Origin of the sequence: Nostoc sp. CENA543, assembly GCF_002896875.1 — a bacterium.
Classification (GTDB): domain Bacteria; phylum Cyanobacteriota; class Cyanobacteriia; order Cyanobacteriales; family Nostocaceae; genus Trichormus.
Genome location: NZ_CP023278.1, coordinates 5,940,387 through 5,963,540, shown reverse-complemented (window position 1 = coordinate 5,963,540; position 23,154 = coordinate 5,940,387). Strand labels below are relative to the sequence as shown.

The 23,154-nt window shown below is 41.8% G+C and carries 16 protein-coding genes; 8 read left to right on the top strand and 8 right to left on the bottom strand.

What is annotated here, in order from left to right; translation table 11 throughout:
* Window positions 1-141: 141 nt before the first annotated feature.
* Together CLI64_RS24990 and CLI64_RS24985 are read left to right on the top strand one after the other, a co-directional pair.
* Entirely contained in the window at window positions 142-627 is a 486-nt protein-coding gene (locus tag CLI64_RS24990) for a DUF4079 domain-containing protein (RefSeq protein ID WP_103139765.1), read from the top strand.
* Between the two features lie 265 nt (window positions 628-892).
* Entirely contained in the window at window positions 893-3,256 is a 2,364-nt protein-coding gene (locus CLI64_RS24985; RefSeq protein WP_103139764.1) for a ComEC/Rec2 family competence protein, read from the top strand.
* Window positions 3,257-3,307: 51 nt separating this feature from the next.
* Here CLI64_RS24985 and CLI64_RS24980 read toward each other — a convergent pair whose 3' ends face one another.
* Window positions 3,308-4,279, bottom strand: coding sequence for an ROK family protein (locus tag CLI64_RS24980; RefSeq protein WP_103139763.1), 972 nt, complete (start codon window positions 4,277-4,279; stop codon window positions 3,308-3,310).
* 955 nt (window positions 4,280-5,234) lie between these two features.
* Between CLI64_RS24980 and CLI64_RS24975 the strand changes: the two genes are divergently transcribed.
* Window positions 5,235-6,212 (top strand): sucrase ferredoxin, encoded by a 978-nt coding sequence (locus CLI64_RS24975; protein WP_103139762.1) that lies wholly within the window; start codon window positions 5,235-5,237, stop codon window positions 6,210-6,212.
* 168 nt (window positions 6,213-6,380) lie between these two features.
* On the opposite strand, the gene trpE is transcribed toward CLI64_RS24975, so the two are convergent.
* The 3 genes from trpE to CLI64_RS24960 form a co-directional block, all read right to left on the bottom strand.
* The gene (gene trpE / locus CLI64_RS24970) at window positions 6,381-7,895 is read right to left on the bottom strand and encodes an anthranilate synthase component I (RefSeq protein ID WP_103140861.1); all 1,515 of its coding nucleotides are present in this window, start codon (window positions 7,893-7,895) and stop codon (window positions 6,381-6,383) included.
* Between the two features lie 158 nt (window positions 7,896-8,053).
* On the bottom strand, window positions 8,054-8,473 hold the full coding sequence (locus CLI64_RS24965; RefSeq protein WP_103139761.1) for a photosystem I reaction center subunit II PsaD: 420 nt from the start codon (window positions 8,471-8,473) through the stop codon (window positions 8,054-8,056).
* Window positions 8,474-8,641: 168 nt separating this feature from the next.
* Window positions 8,642-10,651, bottom strand: a complete 2,010-nt coding sequence (locus CLI64_RS24960) for a DICT sensory domain-containing protein (RefSeq protein ID WP_103139760.1) — start codon at window positions 10,649-10,651, stop codon at window positions 8,642-8,644.
* Between the two features lie 954 nt (window positions 10,652-11,605).
* Between CLI64_RS24960 and CLI64_RS24955 the strand changes: the two genes are divergently transcribed.
* Window positions 11,606-13,900 carry an amylo-alpha-1,6-glucosidase gene (locus CLI64_RS24955; protein WP_103139759.1) on the top strand — a complete coding sequence of 765 codons (2,295 nt, stop codon included), beginning with the start codon at window positions 11,606-11,608 and terminating at the stop codon, window positions 13,898-13,900.
* A 491-nt stretch (window positions 13,901-14,391) separates the two neighbouring features.
* Here the strand turns inward: CLI64_RS24955 and CLI64_RS24950 are convergent, their stop codons facing one another.
* Window positions 14,392-14,727, bottom strand: coding sequence for a DUF2973 domain-containing protein (locus tag CLI64_RS24950; protein ID WP_103139758.1), 336 nt, complete (start codon window positions 14,725-14,727; stop codon window positions 14,392-14,394).
* A gap of 258 nt (window positions 14,728-14,985) precedes the next feature.
* A complete protein-coding gene (locus tag CLI64_RS24945) occupies window positions 14,986-15,306 on the bottom strand; it encodes a DUF2605 domain-containing protein (protein ID WP_103139757.1) in 321 nt (106 codons plus the stop codon).
* Window positions 15,307-15,547: 241 nt separating this feature from the next.
* On the opposite strand from CLI64_RS24945, the gene thrS reads away from it, so the two are divergent.
* Window positions 15,548-17,392 (top strand): threonine--tRNA ligase, encoded by a 1,845-nt coding sequence (gene thrS / locus CLI64_RS24940; RefSeq protein ID WP_103139756.1) that lies wholly within the window; start codon window positions 15,548-15,550, stop codon window positions 17,390-17,392.
* 170 nt (window positions 17,393-17,562) lie between these two features.
* On the opposite strand, the gene CLI64_RS24935 is transcribed toward thrS, so the two are convergent.
* Window positions 17,563-18,300 (bottom strand): 2-phosphosulfolactate phosphatase family protein, encoded by a 738-nt coding sequence (locus tag CLI64_RS24935; protein ID WP_103139755.1) that lies wholly within the window; start codon window positions 18,298-18,300, stop codon window positions 17,563-17,565.
* A gap of 463 nt (window positions 18,301-18,763) precedes the next feature.
* Here CLI64_RS24935 and CLI64_RS24930 point away from each other — a divergent pair, with 463 nt between their 5' ends.
* From CLI64_RS24930 to CLI64_RS24920, 3 genes are all read left to right on the top strand, one after another.
* Window positions 18,764-19,183, top strand: a complete 420-nt coding sequence (locus tag CLI64_RS24930; RefSeq protein WP_103139754.1) for a BlaI/MecI/CopY family transcriptional regulator — start codon at window positions 18,764-18,766, stop codon at window positions 19,181-19,183.
* On the top strand, window positions 19,183-20,028 hold the full coding sequence (locus tag CLI64_RS24925; protein ID WP_103139753.1) for a M56 family metallopeptidase: 846 nt from the start codon (window positions 19,183-19,185) through the stop codon (window positions 20,026-20,028). The genes CLI64_RS24930 and CLI64_RS24925 overlap by 1 nt, the downstream gene beginning before the upstream one ends.
* A 364-nt stretch (window positions 20,029-20,392) precedes the next feature.
* A complete protein-coding gene (locus CLI64_RS24920) occupies window positions 20,393-21,166 on the top strand; it encodes an MlaE family lipid ABC transporter permease subunit (protein WP_103139752.1) in 774 nt (257 codons plus the stop codon).
* 104 nt (window positions 21,167-21,270) lie between these two features.
* On the opposite strand, the gene CLI64_RS24915 is transcribed toward CLI64_RS24920, so the two are convergent.
* Window positions 21,271-23,079, bottom strand: coding sequence for an aspartate kinase (locus CLI64_RS24915; RefSeq protein ID WP_103139751.1), 1,809 nt, complete (start codon window positions 23,077-23,079; stop codon window positions 21,271-21,273).
* Window positions 23,080-23,154 lie beyond the last annotated feature (75 nt).

The following is a 23,154-nucleotide window of genomic DNA, read 5'->3' as shown; positions in this document are numbered from 1 at the left end:
CTACGACAAATTTCATCTTCAACTCATCTTTCGCTGTATCATTGCTTAATATTTGTTTAAAATTGGTAAAATTTCTTAATCCTCTCTGTATGGGAAGGATTACAGGTAATTAATTTTGCAAATATTAATGGTGCGTGAAAGATGGTTAACTGGAGTGAGGTTCTAGAACCGATCGCAGCTTGGTTTCGTTCTCTAGGTGTACCCGAACCGATTGTACATTGGGGACATCCAGTGATGATGGCGATCGTGATTTTTGTAGTTGGTAGCTTTGTCGGTGTAGCTGGTTGGCGAGGCAAACTGCTTGAGGATAAAGATAAAGATGCTGCGCTAAAAAGTCGAATCGCTCACCGTCAATTAGCACCCTGGCTGTTTTTATTCTTGGCTGGTGGTTATACTGGCGGGGTTTTGTCATTAGTGATGCAGCATAAACCATTGTTTGAAAGTCCTCATTTTTGGACAGGCTCTTTAGTATTATTACTTTTGCTGCTCAATGGCGTAATATCGTTAAGTGGATTTGCTGGGGATAAAAAAGCCTTACGTGCTGCTCATGCTTATTTAGGGAGTGTGGCACTAGGTGTTTTGTTACTTCATGCAGTTCTAGGATTTAATTTGGGTATTTCTTTGTAATACAACCACTGTGATGAGCAAATAAAGTGCCATCATGTCCCTTAAATATTTTAATCAAGCTCGCCTGTGCGGGCTTTGTTTGTATCTAATATAAACTATACTTCAGTATAAAGGTGTTAAATCTTACTTGAAATAAACATTCTTAAGTTTTTCCATACGTGTAGACACAAGTAGCACAACTTCCCGTAGAGTAAAATCGCATCTTTGCAAGTCACTTTTTAAGTTGGCTATATATTTTCTGATTGGGTGCTGGGATAAAATTTTTATGATTCAGATTAGTGGTGCAATTATTTGTCTAGCTTACATCTTTGGATTATTACTGGCAAATTTTCCTGGTAGTGGTGTAGGGATTTTGTTGTTAGGAATTATCGGTGCTGTGTTATCTAGAAAAGTTTCTATCAAATCATCAGCACTTTCGCAGACATCAGGAAATTCTCAAAGTAAAGTTCAAGTAACACCTAATATTTGGCGGATTGCTCAACCACAAGTATGGTTAATAGCTGGGATAATGGGATTATTCGCCAGTTTTTATTTGCAGTGGCGAGTACCAACACCAACAGCAACGGATATCAGTCAATTTGTTCCACCCGCGAATAGCAATAATCAAGAACAACTGGTGATTGTGCGTGGTGAAATTAGTAGTAATCCTCGTGTCACTCGTAGTCAAAGGGGACAATTTTGGTTGAATGTATCTCAACTAGATGAGGTGAAAAATCCAGTTACAAAGGAAAAAAATCAGGAAGATACGCAAAAAGGAGCAACAGGTAAATTATATGTGACAGTACCAATCCTCCATATTACAGGGTTACATCCAGGTCAACAAATAGAAGTGACTGGAGTTTTGTATAAACCGAAATCAGCATCTAATCCTGGTGCTTTTGATTTTCAGAAATTTCTCAAACAAGAAGGTACATTTGCTGGTTTGATGGGACGGCAAATTAATATTTTAGATGAAGAGAAAAAATTAGGATGGTGGCAAATTCGAGATAGGATTGTGCGATCGCAAGTGCGATGGTTAGAGGTTCCTGAAGGGCCGCTTGTAAGTGCAATGGTATTAGGTAGCAAAGCGGTAGATTTGCCTTATGATGTCCGTGATTTATTTGTTCAAGCAGGGTTGGCTCATGCTTTAGCGGCTTCCGGTTTTCAAACTTCCTTAATTTTAAGTGTAATCTTGCAACTGACAAAGCGCGCCAAAAAAGCTACACAAATCACCCTTGGTGCATTAGGGTTAATTATTTTCTTAAGTTTAACTGGTTTTCAGGCGGCGGTACTGCGCGCTGTAATTATGGGTTTTGCCGCTTTGGTAGGATTGGCATTAAATAGGAAGGTGAAGCAATTAGGTTCATTACTATTAGCAGCTACTTTGCTATTAATATTTAATCCTTTGTGGATATGGGATTTAGGGTTTCAGTTGAGTTTTTTGGCAACATTAGGATTAGTGGTGACAGTACCAGCTATTCTTAACCGTTTGGATTGGCTACCATCAGCGATCGCATCTTTAATTGCTGTACCTTTAGCTGCCACCATTTGGACTTTACCAGTGCAACTATCCGTTTTTGGTGTCATACCTGCTTATAGTTTACTACTCAATATTATTACCACACCATTAATTTCAGTTATTAGTCTTGGTGGAATTATTAGCGCGATCGCCGGGTTAATGTTCCCTGAAATTGGCAGTGCATTGGCGAGTTTGTTGCATTATCCCACACTTTGGTTAATTAAATTAGTGGAAGCTTTCAGCCAGTTACCAGGTAATTCCTTAGTTTTGGGGAGTATATCAATTTGGCAGTTATTGATTATTTATATATTAATATTGTTAGTTTGGTTAGTGCGCTGGTGGCAAAGACGCTGGTGGTTTGCTGGCTTTATTGCTGTGGGTTTAGTCATATTTCCGGCTTGGCATTCAGCCAGTACATTAATGAGAATCACTGTGTTAGAAGCCAAAGCAGAGCCAGTTTTAGTGATTCAAGATAAAGGTATTGTTACCGTTATTAATAGCGGTGATGAAGGTACAGGAAGATTTACGATTTTACCATTTTTACAACAACAGGGTGTGAATCGGATTGATTGGGCGATCGCTACGGATTTTCAAAATAATGAAAATGACGCTTGGCTAGAAGTTTTACAACAAATGCCAATTAAAAATTTTTCTACTTATGCCATTAACAAAAATAATGATATCACTAGTCAAATAGTGCAGCAAGAATTACAAAAGCATCAGGGAATTTATCAAGTATTACCTGTAGGACAAACCATAAATACAGGTTCGACAATTGCTCAACTAATTAATGAACAACCTATTTTACAATTGCAGATTTTAGGACAAAGTTGGTTATTGGTAGGAGATGTCAAACCACAAGAAGTGCAGAGAATTATGAAGGCAGGTAACTGGCCTAGTCCGCAAGTGCTGTGGTGTCAAGCAGAATCCCTTAAAGATTTAGTGACAGCCTTAAAACCACAAGTAGCGATCGCATCTTCTGGTAATGTGAACTCTAGCACTCTAGCTGAACTGAGTAAAACTTCAACTAAAATATTTTTAACAGCGCAAGACGGTGCTATTCAGTGGACACCACAGAAAGAGTTTGAGTCGTTTATTCAGGTAGCAGAGAGTAAGTCTTCTGCTATTTAGTGAATGTTTATTGAAATAGTTCTTTGGTGGGAATAGGGAACAGTTTCCAACTTATTCCCGACTGAGAATTTCTTGGGCTAAGGCTACCGCACCCCATAATGGCGCATCATCTGCTAACGCGGCGGGTACGATTTCTAATATTACTTCTGGCAAGGCGGTTTCTCTCGCGGTTTTTTGTAACATACTCCACCAAAGTTCCCCAGCTTTGGTGACACTCCCTCCTAAAATAAAACGTTGGGGATTAATTAAATTGGCAACGTTGCCAATACCTACACCCAAAGCCCATGCACCATTTAGCAAGGTCATTTTTGCTAGTTGATCACCTTGTGCAGCAGCTTCACTAATAATTTTTCCTGTAATTAAATCTAAATTATGGTTAACTAAAGTTCTTAATATTACTCCTTCTGAGTTTTTGTGCTGTTCTGGTTGATTTAATAAATAGTTTTTCACATCTTTTGCCATGTAAGGGCCTGATGCCAAACGTTCTACACATCCCCGTTTACCACACAAACATACAGGGCCATCTTTGTCTACAACCATATGACCGATTTCACCAGCCATACCAACTGCACCCCGCCAGGGTTTACTGTTGAGTATCCAACCACCGCCGACACCAGTGCTAATAGTAATGTAAAACAAGCTATCGTATCCTTGACCAGCACCAAATTTTTGTTCCCCTAAAGCCGCAACGTTGGCATCATTATCTACACTAGTAGGTACGCCAAACTCTTCTTCTAGTAAGTTTTTGAGAGGAATATTTTCCCAACCAGGGACGTGATGAGATAGCCTGACTGTTCCTGTGGTTGCATCTACGGGGCCGCCAAAACTGACACCAATGGCTGCGGGTGTCGTTTCTGGGAGCAGGGAGTGAATGAGCGATCGCATGATCTCTAAATCTGTGTTAGCATCGGCGTTAGAGGGAGAGAAACGACGTTCATAGTTTAACCATTCCCTAGAGTCTGCATTGACTATACCTGCTGCTAGTTTTGTCCCACCAAAATCTAGGGCTAAAATCAACTTCATAGTTCTTACCACATAGTCATTAGATTAGGTTTAAAACAGTAACATACCTCAAAAGCAGATGGCTGGGAGGAATGTGAGTTCATAGATTGAGTAATTAAAGACTCTGACTCTATCTCACTATTGAGAATATTTATTGACTAAATCAAGATTTTCAATGGCTCAACTGAAAATCAAGAAACCGCCATAATGATTGCTTGGCAAAGCTTTCTATGATTTTTGTTGATAAATAATTCATCCAAATGTCAACAAATTATTGCATTAGTCTCTACTTTCAGTTAAATTTAAGTAAGGTGCATGAAAAACCCCACCATCGATTAAGTGACCAGGAGTATTTCCTGAGTAGCTAAATGTATCTGCGTTTAGTTTCGATGAACTAAGCGCAAGAATGCCTGAAATAGATTAGTTAGCCGTTACTCATCTTTATTGATGGGGAAATCATTTATTTCTAGATGTCCTGATTCACCCAATATTTTTTTGCATATTTATTGATAAAATTTCTCAATATTTTGATGTATTGCTGTAACAGCACTAAGTTACATGGCTGATTGTGTCACTAACAGTCTTTAGAAGTCTTGAATGATGAAAATATTAATTTTTAACAATTTTTATGCTAAGAGGATATGTTTTATTGAAAAATTTTAATACCAAGCCATTACATATAAATACACAGTTAATTAAGCTCTTTGATAATAATTGGATGAAGATATTAGGAATTTATGTAAGCATGAAAACTTTATAAAATTTCCACATCTAGTATTCTTTACTAGAAAAAGTGAAAAATTTACGTATTTTCTATTTTGGAATTTTTCTTAATAGGGAGGACGTTTTGGAGAAAGAATGCTATAAAGTGGCTACGTGGATAAGGGTGAAAATCTTCTGAGCAAATAATTGTAATCGCAAATACAATTATTGATTTAAAACATTGTTTAAAACCATCATTATTTTGTAGGGATTAATGAATAGTTTTTTTTGTTCTGATGCTACACGTCAACTAGGAGAAGAAGTCATTGGTAGTGCTACTGACTATCAAACCTACATACTAGTTGAATGTCCTTTACCTTGGATGACAAATGCTTTTAGTTCTAAATGGATTCCGCATAATTTGCAGATATTAGTAGAGGAAGTCAATAAAACTAAATTACCGGTAAGATTTCTTTTAATTGCTAATGATTACACTCATAAAGCAGAACATACAACCCTATTGATTTACCAAAAACAAATAGGTTTAAGTTCTGGGTATATTAAACATGAATTTAAACTTAGTAATATTGATCAGGTGGCATCTGTTGTTAAACAATGGTTATGGGGAAAAACGCCGGATTCTGAAATAGAAACTCATATTACCAGAGATATTTTAATCTGTACCCACGGTAGTTATGATAAGTGCTGTGCTAGGTATGGTAATCCTTTTTATTTTTACGCCCAAGATACAATTACTAATCTAAGTTTAGAAAACGTGAGGGTTTGGAGGTCTAGTCATTTTGGTGGACATAGATTTGCACCTACAGCTATAGACTTACCTGAAGGTAGGTATTATGGGCAATTAAACGAGAATTCTTTTCAAGTAATACTGACGCGTACAGGCGATATTCAAAATTTGAAGTCAGTTTATAGAGGCTGGGGAATTTTACACCCTGCACTACAAGTTTTAGAAAGAGATTTAATGCTGAGTCAGGGATGGAATTGGTTTAACTATAAAGTTGCAGGCAAAATTTTAGAGCAAAGTTTAGACAACAATACATTGCTGGGGGAATTAACTTTTGCGACTAAAAGTGACTCAATTTACACTTACCAAGCAAGACTAATTAAGGATCATAGCAAGACACTCAACCTCAAGAGTTCTTGCAATGCTACCCAAAGTTCAGTAGTGGTTAAATATGCTGTGGCTGATCTTTGTTTAGTTGCAGAAAATGTGCTGACTTTAAGTAAGTAGCAAAAAGTTAGGCCTGATGTGAATTAGGAAAACCTTCTATATCCAAAAATAGTCGATGCTGGGAGCTAATGAGACTCGGTAGGGGCGGGTTCACCGATATCATCGTTACTTGTTCATGATATTTGATTAACCCGCCCCTACAAATGACCACTGGTATTGCTACTGTTGTCAGCGTAAAGAACGAATGGCAACGAGTAGACCTCTGGCTTTGTTTAAAGTTTCTTCATATTCCTTTTCTGGTTCAGAATCTGCAACTAAGCCAGCACCAGCTTGTACAGTGACGGTATGGTCTTTAACTACCATTGTGCGAATAGCGATCGCACTATTTAATTGTCCTTCAAAATCGTAATAACCATAGACTCCCGAATATACACCCCGGCGAGTTGGTTCTAATTCGTTGATAATTTCCATCGCCCGAATTTTGGGTGCGCCACTCACTGTTCCAGCCGGGAAGCAGGCTTTTAATAAATCCCAAGCGGTTTTATGAGAGGCTAATTTCCCCACCACATTGCTGACAATGTGCATCACATGGGAATAACGCTCCACTACCATTAATTCATCAACTTTCACACTACCACTTTCACAAACACGCCCCAAATCATTGCGCCCTAAATCCACTAACATGACGTGTTCGGCGATTTCTTTGGGGTCTTGTAATAAATCTGCTGCTAAAGCTAAATCCTCCTGAGTCGTTTTCCCCCGTGGACGCGTTCCCGCAATGGGACGTACAGTGGCGATAATTCCGCCTTCTGCGTCTCGTTCGGCCTTTACCATCACTTCAGGACTAGAACCGATAATTTGCCAGTCTTGGAAGTGGAAATAAGCCATGTAAGGCGAAGGATTAATTTGCCGTAGGGAACGGTACAAAGAGAAAGGATCGCCTGTGTATTGCGTCGAGAGGCGTTGCGAAATGACGACTTGAAAAATATCTCCGGCTTTGATGTATTCCTTAGCCTTTTGGACACTAGCGCAAAATTCTTGAGGGGTGAAATTGCTGCTATATTCTGGTGCTTGGGAAACTTTGGCTTGGTTGGGGGGTGTCCACTCCAGAATAGTTTTTTGTGGTGATAGGGGCAAAGATAACTTGCTGACCATTTGAGTGACGCGATCGCCAGCTTTTTCATATGCCGATTTTAAATCTACTTGGGGGTCGCGTAAATCAGCATAGGCGATCGCCCAGATTTTCCGTTTTACCTGGTCAAAAATCAATAGGTGGTCTACCTGCATCCACAAGCCATCAGGAATATTGCGTTCATCTTGGGGATGGACAGGAACACGAGGTTCAATCCAGCGAATCAACTCATAACCCCAAAAGCCAAATAATCCCCCGATGCCTGGGGGTAATTGGGGTAATTTGACAGGGACAAAAGGCTCAAGACAATCAGCCAAAGCTGTGAATGGGTCGCCTGTAAACACCACCTGAGAACCATCGCGATGGGTTTGGGTGGTAGAGTCACCCCTGGCTTCTAAAATCCATAGTGGATCACAACCGAGTAAACTATAACGCCCGATTTTTTCCCCACCTTCCACCGACTCCAGCAAAAAACTGTAGGGTTGTCCCGCACAAACCTTGTACCAAGCCGAAACAGGTGTATCGAGGTCGGCTACCCATTCTTGATACACAGGGACAAAATTACCTTGGAGAGCTAGCTGAGAAAATTCGGAAAAATCGGGGAAAATCATAGGCATAATTTGGGGATTGGGGATTAGGGATTGGGGACTGGGGATTGGTGACTGGGTATTGGGTATGGGATATAGAAGATGATATTCCCTCTACTCCTCTGCTCTTGTGCTTTTACCCAGTACCTAGTACCTAGTACCCAGTCCCTAGTCCCTAGTCTCTACACATCATGGGTAGCTTTACCAGAGAACTTGACTTGTGAAGGGCTGGGATTTTCCCCAATGCTGCGGGGAACGTGACGGACTTTCTCACGACCAGGATTCACTTTTTCTGGGAATACGCCATCAGCTGGGTGAATGAAAGTGGTTTCGCCACTGGGGAGAATCCGGTAAATTTTGTAGTCTGTGATTTTAAATTTACGGAGTTGACCGCCTAGAGCGATACCATATTCTTTCCGCGCCAAGTACAACAGGTTTTCGCCTGCGTGCATGGTAGCTGCACCGCCGGTGGGTAGTTCAAAAACCTGCGCTTTGGGGCTAGTCCAGGTGATAGCGTATTTTTCTTCTACTTGAGCTTTGGTGAGCAAGCCACCAGTGCTGCCAGCAAACAGTGGAGTTTTTCCAGAAAGTGTTTCTGCCATAAGGGATTCTCTCAACGTTTTTAGGGCATCCTAACACCGCCATCACGATCATATTGCGATCGTGTCACAGTCTGTAACAGTCGTTAGTGATTAGTTATTAGTCATTAGTCATTAGTCATCAGTCAATAGTCAATTATTCTTATAGTTTTGAGAAATATGGACTATTGACTATTTTTTACTCTTGACTTTTGATTTACTTTCCTCTTTGCTGGCTTGAACGATGGGGATGGTGAAATGAAACTGACTGCCTTGGTCTTTACCGTTGGATTCTGCCCAAATTGTCCCGCCCCAGCCGTTGACGATTTGCCGACAGATAGCTAAACCTAGTCCTGTACCACCGGCAGTTCGTCGCAATGCGCCTTCTTCTTGGTAGAAACGGTCAAAGACAATTTCTAGAAGATTGGGTTCAATACCCCGTCCTGTGTCGATGACGGCAACTTCTACCATCTGGTTGCTATTTTGGTCAGCACTGATAATTATTTGACCTTGGGTGGGGGTAAATTTACAGGCATTATCGACGAGTTTAGCTAAAACTTCCACCAACCAATCGCCATCGGCTCTCACTAAAGGCAGGTTCTGGGCGATTTGCGCTGTAATAGCGGGGGGTTTTTCGACGGTAGGACGGGCGCGAATGCGGCTGAGGGCTAAATCTACGCATTCCTGCAAAGTCAGGGATTCTGGATGCCATTCCACGCGGCCGCTTTCTAAGTTAGACAGGGTGAGGAAATCTTGCACCAGCTTTCGCATCCGTTCTGAGTCCGCTAAAGCCGTATTGAGCATGACTTGCCGCAATTCTAAAGGCATATCTGGTTCAGTGGCGAGACTTTCCAGACACACTTGAATCGTTGATAAGGGGGTGCGGAGTTCGTGTCCGGTAATAGCGATGAGGTTGCTACGGGTACGATCTAGGGCTTCTAGCTGCTGGTTGAGTTCTTCTAAGTTGGCGTAGGCTTCAGCTTGCATTAAAGCCGCACCGATTTGAGTAGCGATCGCTTTTACTAAGTCTAGTTCACTTTGTTGCCATTGGTGGGGCGGCAGGGTGCAGTAATGGAGTTCCACAATTCCTAACAGTCGCCCTTGGAACAATACCGGCTCAATTAACCAGGAACGCACGGCAAATTTTCTGACAATGGAAGACAGTGTGGGAGACTTAGCAACACGGGCATCATTCATGGTGTCACTCACATAGACACCCTCACCATGATCCACCACTGCTTGGAAGAGGGGATTTTGCTTTAACTCCCAAGTTTGGCCAGCAATTGACACTATCCCAGGGGTTAAAAACTCGTGTTCGATAGTGGCTTGAGCTTCTGAAGCTTGAGCGCGGTAAATCAGACAACGACTAGCCCCTAAGTGCTGTCCTAGTTCTTGGGCGGCGATTTGTAGCACTTCGTGGGGGTCTAGCGATCGCCTAATTGCTGTACTAATTGAGTTAATTAAACGTTCTTTACGGGCTTGGGCAGCAATGGAGCGATAAGCTTTGTGTAATTTGTACTGACTAGCTTGCAGATAGGTAACTAAGCGTTGTACAAAGGGGTCTGTATCAATATCACAAGCGTATTCAGTAATCAAATTGGAGTAATAAGCTTTATTACCCCCTATACCAAATCTTTGGCGGGCTTTCTCCACCTTGCTCGCCAAGTCTGGTCTATACACTAAAATCCTGTCTAAGAGCAACTGCGCGGCTTTAATACTGACTCCCCGTTCTGATGTCCAAATACCTTCAAAGCGTCTCCCTGTATCCATCTCCAAACTCGGTAGCAAATCAGGTATTTGCCGATTTTTGGCGATCGACCCCAGGCTTTCCCGACACACTAAGCAGGTAGCATAATTATCAGCAATAACTACTAGGTGCCACTCTTGAGTTAAAGCATCATCTTGTTCAAATGCTACCTTCTCATAGTATTCAGAACTATTGGTAAAATCCGTTTCCGGCGCAGACAGCACGTATATTTGATTACTTCTTTGCGACAAACGCTGATAACGGTGAGCTTCTTGGCGATAGAATCTCTCTCTTTGAAAACTAGCAATTATTAGCGGTTGGTCTAAAGTCGCAGCCAACACCTGATCTTCCATTGCATGGGAGAGGGCCGTTAACGAAGCTTTAAAGTATAGCTGGGGCCGCAGGTAAGGTAGGGACTGTAGCAAATCACTCAGCACGGAAGTCGAAATGCTCATGAATATCTGTTAAAAAGCCCAATCTGAACAACATCCACGTCACAGCTGCATTTTACAGGTTGCTACTGTCTGATATGAAGTAGACAGATGCAAGATGTAAATAAATTTGAACAACACTTGTAAGGAGTTAGTAGTGATTTACTTGTTTCTCCTTTTTGGGAGTGCTGATCAGTTTTAGAAAGTTAAAACCTAGAATTAACAGAGCAACAACGACAATAGATTTTGTCGTTACAGTTGTAATGTGTCTTGAGAACGGACAAATCACAACTAATTTGATTTGCATCTAAGTTTTGTAATCCATTTGCTGGCATCGTGATTATTTAAATAAAGTAGGCTACTAAGCCCAATATACATTCTCGAACAGCTCTCCTATCCAGCTATGGAGAAGTTTGTTAACTTAAAGTTGTCGATTGACACAAAATCTTACTTTTTGCCCAGCTAAAAACCCGCAGATGATGGTTTACGTGAGGGGCTATAAGTAGTTTTACGTACTATTTGATACTAACTTGAAATAAGTATTCTTGTCTCCAGATTCTGGAATAGGCTATGAATCTAGGCTTTTAATTCAAAATTGGGATGACTATTTTCAATTGCTGTCAAGATTGAGATTCTGCACTAGCCTAGATAAGTATCCAGACTAATGTAAGTGGTGATGACTATTCTTGACTTAAAGCCGCTAAAAATCAAGCTTTTTACCTGTTGACTTCCAAGGTAAACAATATACATTGAGAAAGATTTGTGCTTGTAAATTGGGATTAATCCCAATTCAAAATTCACTCATTAAGAAATCCATATTTTACGTTTATTTCATGATTTGAGTGAATTGGTATGACTGTAATCTTCATTAAGATGTAGCATTGACTAGCTAAAACCGATAAAGCCAATCAAAACAGTCATATCAGACCGAAATTAAAGCTTTTTAAATTTTGAATTTGGAATTCGGAGCAAAGCAACGTGACACCGGATATTCTCACAACCCCCGAAAAGATTCTCTTGGACGGAAAAACATATCTTCCTGCTGAACAGATACCGATTTCAGAGTGGCCTTGTGTGGTGAGTGAAAGACCACAGCCAACACTGACTGTAAAAGATGATGATCTATTTTTGGTGACGGATACAATGGGGAACATTTCTGGCTGTTCCCTACATGATGGCGGTAATCTCAGCATGGGGCTATTTTGCTGTGATACACGCTTTCTCAGTCGTTTAGAATTGCAGATTGACGGGCGATCGCCTGTACTTTTGAGTAGTACAGCAGAAAGAGGTTTTTCTTTATCGGTTTTATGTACTAACCCCAGAATCGATGACCGGATGAAAGCTGATACTGTGGGTATTCGGCGGGAAATGGTACTTAATGGTGCTTTATTTGAAGAAATTGAAGTTGCTAACTATGGCACTACTCCTGTTACCTTTGAACTCAGTATCAGCTTTGATGCGGACTTTGCTGATTTGTTTGAGGTTCGGGGTTATGACAGAGACAAACGAGGTAAAATACTTCGACTTGTAGACAGTAAATCAGAAGACTTCATCACTTTTCACCCTGATGGTTCATTCCCGATGGCTACTCACCCCTCACCAGCCAAAGAAGATGCTTTAACTTTGGCGTATCAAGGTGTGGATGGTTTAGTCATGGAATCTCGTATTCAGTTCCAGTACCATAAACCAGATTATTTCAAGGGTTATACTGCGGTTTGGCGGTTAGAATTGGCTTCTCATGCTACCCAAAAACTCGGCTACCGCATTAATTTATTTACTAATAACGCTTCTAGTTCCAGCGTGAGTGCAGCTGTGACGCTAGGACAGGCTAAAGCAGCTGAAATGATGGAGGAACAACACTGGGTACAACAAATTACCAGCATCCGTGCTGATACCAGTGTGTTTAATCGCGTGATTGAACGTGCAGAACAGGATATGTATTTACTACGCCAGTCATTTGGTGAAAATAAGACTGTCTCGGCTGGTGTACCTTGGTTCTCCGCTTTATTTGGGCGAGATTCTTTAATTACTGCTTCCCAAACTTTGATGCTTAACCCCCAAATTGCCAAAGAAACTTTGCAGTTATTGGCAGCTTACCAAGGTAAGGTGGAGGATGAATGGCGTGAAGAAGAACCAGGGAAAATTTTACATGAGTTGCGCTTAGGGGAAATGGCGCGTTGTCAAGAAATTCCCCACACACCCTACTACGGTACAGTTGATGCAACTCCCCTGTGGTTGATGCTATACGCGGAATACTACGCTTGGACTCACGATCAAGATACTTTAGAACAACTTTGGCCAAATGCACTAGCGGCGATGGGCTGGATTGATCGAAATCTCCAGGCTACTGGTTATCTCAGCTACTATCGCAAATCTAAACGGGGTCTGACTAATCAAGGGTGGAAAGATTCTGGTGACTGTATTGTAGACCGCAAGGGAGAATTAGCTAACGGGGCGATCGCTTTGTGTGAGGTGCAGGCTTACGTTTATGCTGCTAAAACTCGGCTAGCAGATATTGCGCGGATGAAAAAGCGCATAGACTTAGCTGAACGCTGGCAAGAAGAAGCAAGAAGCCTTAAGGAACGTTTTAATCGAGATTTTTGGCTTGAAGACCAAGATTTCTGCGCTTTGGCTTTAGATGGTGACGGTAAGCAGGTAGATAGTATTACTTCTAACCCTGGTCATTGTTTACATTTGGGCATTTTCACCCCAGAAAAAGCCTATAGTGTTGCCGAAAGGTTACGCGCTCCTGATATGTTTAACGGTTGGGGTATCAGGACTTTAAGCAGTTTGTCTCCAGCCTATAATCCAATGGGTTATCACATTGGTTCGGTGTGGCCTCATGATAACGCTTTAATTGCCATAGGATTGCGATCGCTAGGTCTAATCGATCAAGCTTTAGAACTGTTCCAAGCTTTATTCGATATGACAATTCAACAACCCTACCAGCGTCCCCCCGAACTTTTTTGCGGTTATGAGCGTAATGGCGACCATACACCTGTACAGTATCCTGTAGCTTGCACCCCCCAAGCTTGGGCTACTGGCAGCATTTTTCAACTACTGCAAATGATTGTAAATTTAGTACCGGACGCACCTAATAACTGTTTGCGAATTATTGACCCTGCTTTGCCAGAATCAATTAATCGCTTGTCCTTACATAATTTGCAAGTCGGTACGACAATTCTAGATTTAGAATTTGAGCGTTCTGGTAGCACTACAGCCTGTCGTGTAGCTAAAAAACGCGGTAATTTGCGCGTAGTCATTGAAGCCTAAACGATTTTGGATTTTGGAGACTCCGTAGGGGCGGGTTCACCGATCTCATAATTAATTGTTCATGATCTTTGATTAATCTGCCCCTACAAATATCTACGGAATTACCCGATTTTAATTCAATAAAGTTCAGTTAAGAAAATAGTTTGTAGTGAGGACTTCAGTCCTTACTACGAACTTTCCTGACTTCATAAACCCTGATTTTAGACCTAACTGAACCGCATTGGATATCTATGTATTTTCGGTGAAAACGCAAATAGACTTAGTTGATTAACTAAGTCTAATCAAGTGTAAAAAATTACTAACTTCATAACGAATATAAAATGCAGCTATAGCTGGAGCAAAATATTTTTGGGCATTTTGAAAACCAGAGAGTGAGAAATCGTCATACCTTGGAATCCTGCGTCTCGTGTTTTGTGCCTTCTGCTTTGTGCTATTTGAAAATTACTTACACACACCTACACTCTTAAGAAGATAATCAACCTATTTTGATGTTAGGCTTCTTCTGACTTTTCGCTTTTATGCCCTGGAGAAGATTCGTAGAGAGCATCTAATTGTTGACGCGCATCTTCAACATTGATAGAACGCATCACTAACAAAGGCTCTTTGATGATATTACCTGCACTGTCTAATAATTCTGGATGTGGTGTAAAGTTGCTTTTCCCACCTAAGTAACCAAAGCCATCTTGATTCCGAGACTGTGAGTTCCTACCGGAGTAACCACGCACAGTGTCACGATCAAAACTGAACATGATGAGATTACGAATCAAGTTAGCAACAGCTATCACAGCCAAAATCGTAAAAGCCAGTATGTAGAGCAGGTGTAGCATTGGTTTTTCCTCCAGGGCAGCAAACTTTAAGAGTTTTTAAAATTTTATAATCTAATATGTTGGCATCGCCTATGCTTATCATTACTGGCAATGCTTAGTGTTTGATGTGCAGAAAGCACATCTATGTGTAGATGGCTTAATTTGTCAACATTTATTCAAATTATCGTAGCATAAGATACATTGCATTGTTTATTAAAACAATATTAAAGATGGTTGGCAATTACTACGATTTGTAAAGCTTGATAGATGTCTTTCTAATTAGATTTGAGATTGCTCATAGTGAAAGCGTTGTGCCACAATCCAGTATTCAGTCACTAAACTGTGCCAAGGTTGGATTGTTGCCATGTCTAGCGCAACTTGTCCATCGGTGGCTGTAAATAGCATTTTGGCTGAGTTGAGTTCTGCCTGGGCTTGTTTAACACGCGATAACATATCTGACTGCTCTTGTTCATTCATAAATGAGAGTCTATGTTTCTCTAAAAAGTCTCGCGATCGCTCAAACCAATACTGAAAGTCTTCTAACAAAGGTTCTAATACACTTTTGAGTATTTCTGCATCAGGTATTTCCGAGTTTTGCATACATTTGGAGCTATTCTTCTAATTTCTTTATCAATATTAACATTTTTTACAATTCTTAATATTGTTATCAGATATTTCTTCAGGAAGATTTACGAGATCAGGGGAGGCAGAAATCCAAAATGGCCTTTCTCCCCCTGCTTCTTCGGTCAGGCGATCGCGGCTTTAGCGATAGCCCCGTGTTATATTTGGGTAGATTTTTCACAACTGTAATTGATTAATTACAATAGCAATTACTTCGCCAATGGTTCAGCAGCCAATGTCGCCTAATCAAGCCCCCAACGCATCAGCACAACCTGAAAAAATGTATTTACCGCGTACTAGCGAATCCGAGAACTTAAAGAAGATTCGCCACACCGCGTCTCATGTAATGGCAATGGCAGTACAAAAGCTGTTTCCCAAGGCGCAAGTGACAATAGGCCCCTGGATTGAAAACGGATTTTATTACGACTTTGATAATCCAGAGCCATTCACCGATAAGGATCTCAAAGCCATCTACAAAGAGATGGTAAAGATTATCAATCGGAAATTGCCAGTCATTCGGGAAGAAGTCAGCCGCCAGGAAGCAGAAAAACGTATCCAGGAAATTCAAGAACCTTACAAACTAGAAATCCTGGCAGATATTAAAGCAGAACCAATCACTATCTATCACTTGGGTAATGAGTGGTGGGACTTGTGTGCAGGGCCTCACATTGAAAATACCAGTGAACTCAACCCCAAAGCCATAGAATTAGAAAGTGTGGCGGGTGCTTATTGGCGTGGGGATGAAACGAAAGCCCAACTGCAACGCATATACGCGACGGCGTGGGAAACCCCTGAACAATTAGCAGAATACAAGCGACGCAAAGAAGAAGCGTTACGCCGTGACCACCGCAAACTAGGTAAAGAACTCGGATTATTTATCTTTTCTGACCAAGTAGGGCCGGGTTTACCCTTGTGGACACCCAAAGGCACTTTATTACGCAGTATTTTAGAAGACTTTCTCAAACAAGAACAGATAAAACGTGGTTATTTGCCCGTAGTTACACCCCACATCGCTAGAGTCGATTTATTTAAAACCTCTGGACACTGGCAAAAATACAAAGAAGATATGTTCCCCCTGATGGCGGAAGATGAGGTGGCGGCTTTACAAGAACAAGGCTTTGTTCTCAAGCCGATGAATTGTCCTTTCCACATCCAAATATACAAAAGTGAGTTACGCTCTTACCGAGAATTGCCCATGCGCTTGGCAGAATTCGGTACTGTTTACCGCTATGAACAGTCAGGAGAATTAGGTGGTTTAACTAGGGTACGGGGTTTCACTGTGGATGACTCCCACTTGTTTGTGACTCCAGAACAATTAGATGACGAATTTTTGAATGTTGTCGATTTGATTTTGTCGGTGTTCAAGAGTCTGCAACTGAAGAACTTTAAAGCTAGACTGAGTTTTAGAGATCCGGCTAGTGATAAATACATCGGCTCAGATGAAGTGTGGGACAAAGCTGAAGGTGCAATTCGCCGTGCTGTTGAGCAATTAGGAATGGAACACTTTGAAGGTATTGGCGAGGCGGCATTTTATGGGCCGAAACTCGACTTTATCTTTAGTGATGCTTTAGAAAGAGAATGGCAATTGGGAACTGTGCAGGTAGATTACAACCTACCAGAACGGTTTGATTTGGAATATGTGGCGGAAGATGGGAGTCGCAAACGCCCCGTCATGATTCACCGCGCGCCTTTTGGTTCTCTAGAAAGGCTAATTGGCATTTTAATTGAAGAATACGCGGGAGACTTTCCCCTATGGTTAGCACCTGTGCAAGCAAGGTTGTTACCCGTTGGGGAAGCACAGCTAGACTTCACCAAAGATGTTGCAGCAAAAATGCGCGCTTTGGGTATCCGTGCAGAAGTCGATACTAGCGGCGATCGCTTGGGTAAATTAATCCGCAACGCCGAAAAAGATAAAATACCTGTAATGGCAGTAATCGGTGCTAAGGAAGTAGAAACTAACGCCTTAAGCATTCGCACCCGTGCTTCTGGCGAGTTAGGGGCGATCGCAGTCGATGAAGTCTTAGATAAGATGAAAACAGCGATCGCTAACTACGAAAATTTCTAACCATCAGGCGGTGATCGGCATAAGCAAGACTCAACATAGTTTTGCTTATGTCATTTGGATCGAAATCATGCTTTTAATTTTCATTCGTGGTTAACCCTTGGCAAGCTTTGCCGAGACGGGGCAAATAAACAAGACAAGGGGAGCTATTAAGCTATTGATTTTACTTATGTTTAAGTTGGACTTTTAAATACACCTGGTTCTTGCTGTGTGGGTAAGACAGCTAAAATATCAGTTTGGGAACAATATTTCAGGTCTTCGTGACAGTCTAAGCGTAACAACCGTTTGCCGTGACTAGCATGGTGGAATAATCCCAGGAGGTTGTTTTGCCATTGGGTGTAGAGGGCGATCGCACTAACCACTTCATCGTTACCAGCTAATTCTTCTGGTGGTAATTGGGATTGCTCAATGACACTATGGGCGATCGCACCTGCACAGGCTGTATCCTCTAGAGAAAAACTGCCTTCCCAACCAGAACCGACAATCCACACTGTTTCCGGTTGCTTGTCTATGAGGTATTGGACAACGGCGGCGCGATTAATAAAGGCGGCTGTCAATACAGTGGGTGAGTGCTGTACTCGTTTTAAAGCACGAGTCCCATTAGTGGTACTAATAAACAAACGTCGTCCTTGCACCAGTTCTGGTGTGCAGTCGAGGGGAGAATTACCTAATTCAAAACCAGCGACTTTTCCTCCGCCACGTTCTCCAGCTCGTAGCCGTTTGTGTGGCGGCCATTGTTCACTCTCAGAGATGAGTTGATCTAAATCACTGAATACTTGCACTGCTTCACCGCCTGCTGACAGAACGGTGGCGATGGTGCTAGTAGCTCGCAAAACATCAACTGCGATCGCGCAGTCTGGGGCTTTGTCAGTTGGAGTTAGCTCCGGGGTATGGTATACAAATAGCTTCACGCGCTGGATACACCTGCTCTCAATAACTATTGCCGAGATTACATTCTAATTGCTCGTGATCACCATCATGACACTTAATTTCAGAGTATTTCTTATCGTTAGGCAAGAGTATTGGTTATTGTGTGGTGGCGGATTGGGGATTGGGGACTGGGGATTGGGGAAGAGTAATTTGGAGATATTCTGATTTGATATGACTTTTGAAGATGATCAAACTGCAAAAAAACGGATTTTTTTCAGAGAATGCAGTTTTTAACTATTACACAATAATTTCGGATTGTTATAGCCGGAGACGAATCAGGTAATCTGAAAGAAGACAGGGGATAAACTCAAAGAAGATAAGTATAATTTCCTTGACCAAATCCCCAACCTTTCAATTTTGGATTTAGGATTTTAGATTTTGGATTGGATTCAATCCAAAATCTAAAATCTAAAATTCCTAGTCCCCAATCCCCAGTCCCTATTTATGCCCCCTTTACCCGAATATCGTCCCAAACAATTGTCTCTAGGCCCATTAGAAGCAGAAATCTTAAATATCATTTGGGAATTAGGTTCAGTTACAGTCAAAGATGTTCACGATCGCATTTTGGCAGACCCCAACCGCGAGTTAGCTTACACTTCTGTCACCACGGTTTTGCGTCGCCTCACTGATAAAGGTTGGTTAGTCTGTGATAAAAAAGGTAAAGCGTTTTATTGGCGGCCTTTACTGTCAAAGCAGCAAGCTCAGGTAATTAAAGCCCATGAACAGTTACAGCAATTTCTAGCTGTGGGTAATCCTGATGTAGTGGCAGCTTTTGCTGATAGTCTGGATGAAGCAGCTAGTGAGCAAATTACGGCGATCGCTAAACGCATTCAAGCGGCACGCCAAGCCAGGGAGGAACAATAATGCACCTACTAATGATTGTCATTACTTTGGTAGTAGCGTTGATATTGCGCTGCTCCAAAGTTCATTCCCCAGGTAGTTGGGAAATGCGCTGGCGAAGGTCGCTGTTTTTGTTCTTGTTCCCACCCTTGCTAATTTTCATGACTGCAATCTCGCTATTGTGTATGGGGCCGCAAGGTCAAATGGGCGGGATGTACACTGGTTGGTTGAGCTATTCCCTAGCTTTGATGGTTTTGAGCGTTTTTTCGAGTTTGTGTCTCAAATTAGCTTACCAAGGTTGGCGATCGCTACAATCTGCCCGGAATTGTCCCTTGGTGAATTTTGCAGGTAAACCCATTAGACTGTTGAATACACAGGCTTTATTTGCTGGTCAAATTGGTTTTTGGCAGCCAGAATTAGTAGTTAGTCAAGGACTATTAGAAACACTCTCTCCAGAGCATGTAGAAAGCGTTTTAGCACACGAACAAGGACATCATCACTACAAAGATACATTTTGGTTTTTCTGGCTGGGTTGGATACGCACCTGTACAGCTTGGCTACCCAACACCGAACCATTATGGCAAGAATTGTTAGTGCTGCGAGAACTCCGCGCTGATCATTACGCCGCATCTCAAGTAGACCCCTTAGTGCTAGCGGAATCACTTTTATTAGTAGTCAGTAATGGTTCTGCATTTGCTCATTCTGAAATTTGCTGTGCAGCTTTAGGTGATGGAGTCGGTGAACGCTTAGAACAAAGAATTGAAGCTTTACTCGCACCAGTCGCCACTACCCCAGAAATGAAATTACCATCTTGGCATACATTTTTCTTAGCATTTGTGCCTTTACTAACTGTGATATTTCACACTTGATAATCAGCGATCGCTAGATAGTAATTAGACGGTTTTTTTAATTTTCACTCCCTGTTTAGTTAACGAACAGGGATTTTTTATCTCATAAAAAAGGCTGATTTGATTTTTTAACGCCAAGTACGCAGAGTTGAGCGCAGAGGTATACAGAGATTTTTTAAAATACTTGCTATAGCCCAAAATCGTGTGGTGTCTCTTCTTAGAGAATCAGTATGACGTTTTTGAGACTAATTATTGATATGTTAATTCTATTATTTAAAATAAGGCTAAAAATAAGACCCAGTACATAAAAATAGCCTATTATATTGAAATTAGGCTGACTGACAGAGCAATAAATTTCCACCAAAACATTCAATCAGTAGTAAAGTTGCCACACCAGAAAAACCTAGAGCAATTATGGATCGTACGCTGTTTTGCGGCAGTGTTACTTTTTGGTCAAGTTTGTTTACGTTTAATTCAAGGAAAGACTTACTACCAAAAAATAATTGAGCATATGGTCACTGCGGGGCCTGCTTCTATATCCCCAGTTTTGTTAGTGAGTGTTTTTTCCGGCATGATTTTCACTATTCAAACTGCTAGAGAATTAGTAAAATTTGGTGCTGTCAGCACTGTAGGCGGTGCGTTTGCCTTAGCGTTTTGTCGAGAATTAGCCCCGATTTTGACAGCAAGTATTATTGCAGGACAAGTGGGTTCTGCTTTTGCGGCGGAAATTGGTGCCATGCGTGTCACAGAACAAATTGACGCGCTATATATGCTGAAAACCAACCCTATTGATTATTTAGTTTTACCTAGAGTCATTGCTTGTTGTTTAATGATGCCTTTTATGATGATTTTCTCTTTAGTTATAGGCATCATGGGAGGCATTTTTGCGGCTGCACAATTTTATCAAGTGACTCCAGAAATATTTTTAAATTCAGTCCAAGATTTTTTAGAAACAAAAGATATATTTACTATTTTGCTCAAAGGTTTAATTTTCGGAGCAATAGTTTCAATAAACGGCTGTAGCTGGGGTTTAACAACTAGAGGTGGTGCAAAAGAAGTAGGAGAATCCGCCACAACAGCAGTTGTTACTACCTGGGTAGCAATTTTTATAGCAGATTTTTTCCTATCTTTGACACTATATGGAACCCCAGCGTTGTGATTGGTCAATAGTCATTAATCATTAGTCAATAGTCATTAGTCATTAGTCATTTCTTCTACCTTGTCTACCTTCCAATGCCCAATTCCCCATTCCCAATGCCCTACCTAAACAGGTACAACAAACTTCTCGCTACCAGCTAAATCAAAGGCGGCGTGAATGACTTGTAAGGCTTGTACACCTTGTTCTTGAGAGACGACGCAGCTGATTTTAATCTCTGAGGTGGCAATCATTTGGATATTAATTTGGTGTTTCGCTAATGCGTCAAACATTTTCGCGGCTACACCTGGTTGTCCTACCATCCCTGCACCAACGATACTGACTTTGGCGATCGCACTATCTAAAATGACATCGCCCCATCCTAAGTCTGTAGCAGCAGTTGTGAGTAATTGGAGTGCGTTTTCTCCATCCATACGGGGGACGGTAAAGGCAATATCTCGTCTTGCTACACCATCAATTACGCGACAGCGTTGAGACTGAATAATCATATCTACACTGATGTTATGCTGTGCCAAAATACCAAACAATTTAGCCGACATTCCCGGACGATCTGGGACTTGACGAATTGCCAACCGCGCTTGATTTAAATCTAAAGCTACACCGCGCACTGGGGGTGCAGTTGAAGAAGCTAGGGAAATTGGGGAAGCTGGGGAAGCTACTATTTCAAAAGCTTGACATAATGCAGCTACGGCGCGATCGCCATCACTGGCATCAATTACACAGCTAACTTTCACCTCACTGGTGGAAATCATTTGGATGTTCACCCCAGCTGAGGCGAGGGTGGCGAACATCTTGGCAGCGACTCCAGGACGGCCAATCATCCCTGCACCGGAAATACTGACTTTGGCAATGTCTTGTTCTACCATTACCTCAGCTTCGTCAGTGTTGGGATTAGCGTTACTCCGCAAAGCTGGCGCGATGGCTGAGGCTACTGCTTCGGCGCGTTTTAATATGGGTGTGGTGACTGTGAAGGCAATATCATTACTATTACCTTCATGAATTGATTGAATAATTAAATCTACGTCTACCTGTTGTCGGGAAATTTCTCCAAATAACTTAGCTGCCACCCCTGGTTTATCGGGGACACGCAACAAAGCCACCTTCGCTTGATTACTGTCAAATTCTACAGCATCTACAGGTCGGGCAATTTCCAAATTAATCAGCGATCGCTCTTCGTGTGGGGGAGTTGTCACCCAAGTTCCAGGGTCATCAGTCCAACTAGACCTCACTACTAACGGTACACAGTAATTCCGCGCTATTTCCACTGCACGAGGATGTAAGACTTTCGCCCCTAAACTAGCGAGTTCCAGCATTTCATTACAGGTGATTTCCGCCATTAACTGTGCTTCAGGAACTAAGCGGGGGTCTGTAGTTAAAATCCCTGGTACATCGGTATAAATTTCACAAAAGTCTGCTCGTAAAGCTGCCGCTAAAGCTACCGCCGAAGTATCAGAACCACCACGCCCTAAAGTGGTAATTTCTAATTCACCATTACTAGAAATTCCTTGGAAACCAGCAACGACCACGACTTTACCATCATTTAAGTGACGCTGCACCCGTTCGGTTTCAATCTGCAAAATCCGTGCGCGAGTATGTTCCGCTTCTGTAACAATACCTACCTGCGCGCCAGTCATAGAAATAGCTGGCTGTCCAATTTCCTGCAACGCCATACTCAGCAAAGCAATCGTAACTTGCTCCCCTGTGGACAACAGCATATCCATTTCTCGGCGGTTGGGATTGCGAGAAATTTCATTGGCTAGCTTAACGAGTCCATCGGTGGTTTTTCCCATTGCCGAAACTACCACCACCAATGAATTGCCAGCTTTAACCGTTTTGTAAACACGCTGGGCAACAGCTTGGATACGTTCGACTGAACCGACAGATGTACCACCGAATTTCTGAACTATAAGCGGCATAACTTTTGTGTAATCTATATCCCTGCTTCTTTCTATGCTTCCGCTAAGTTAGGAAGCTGTGCAGTCATCAATAGA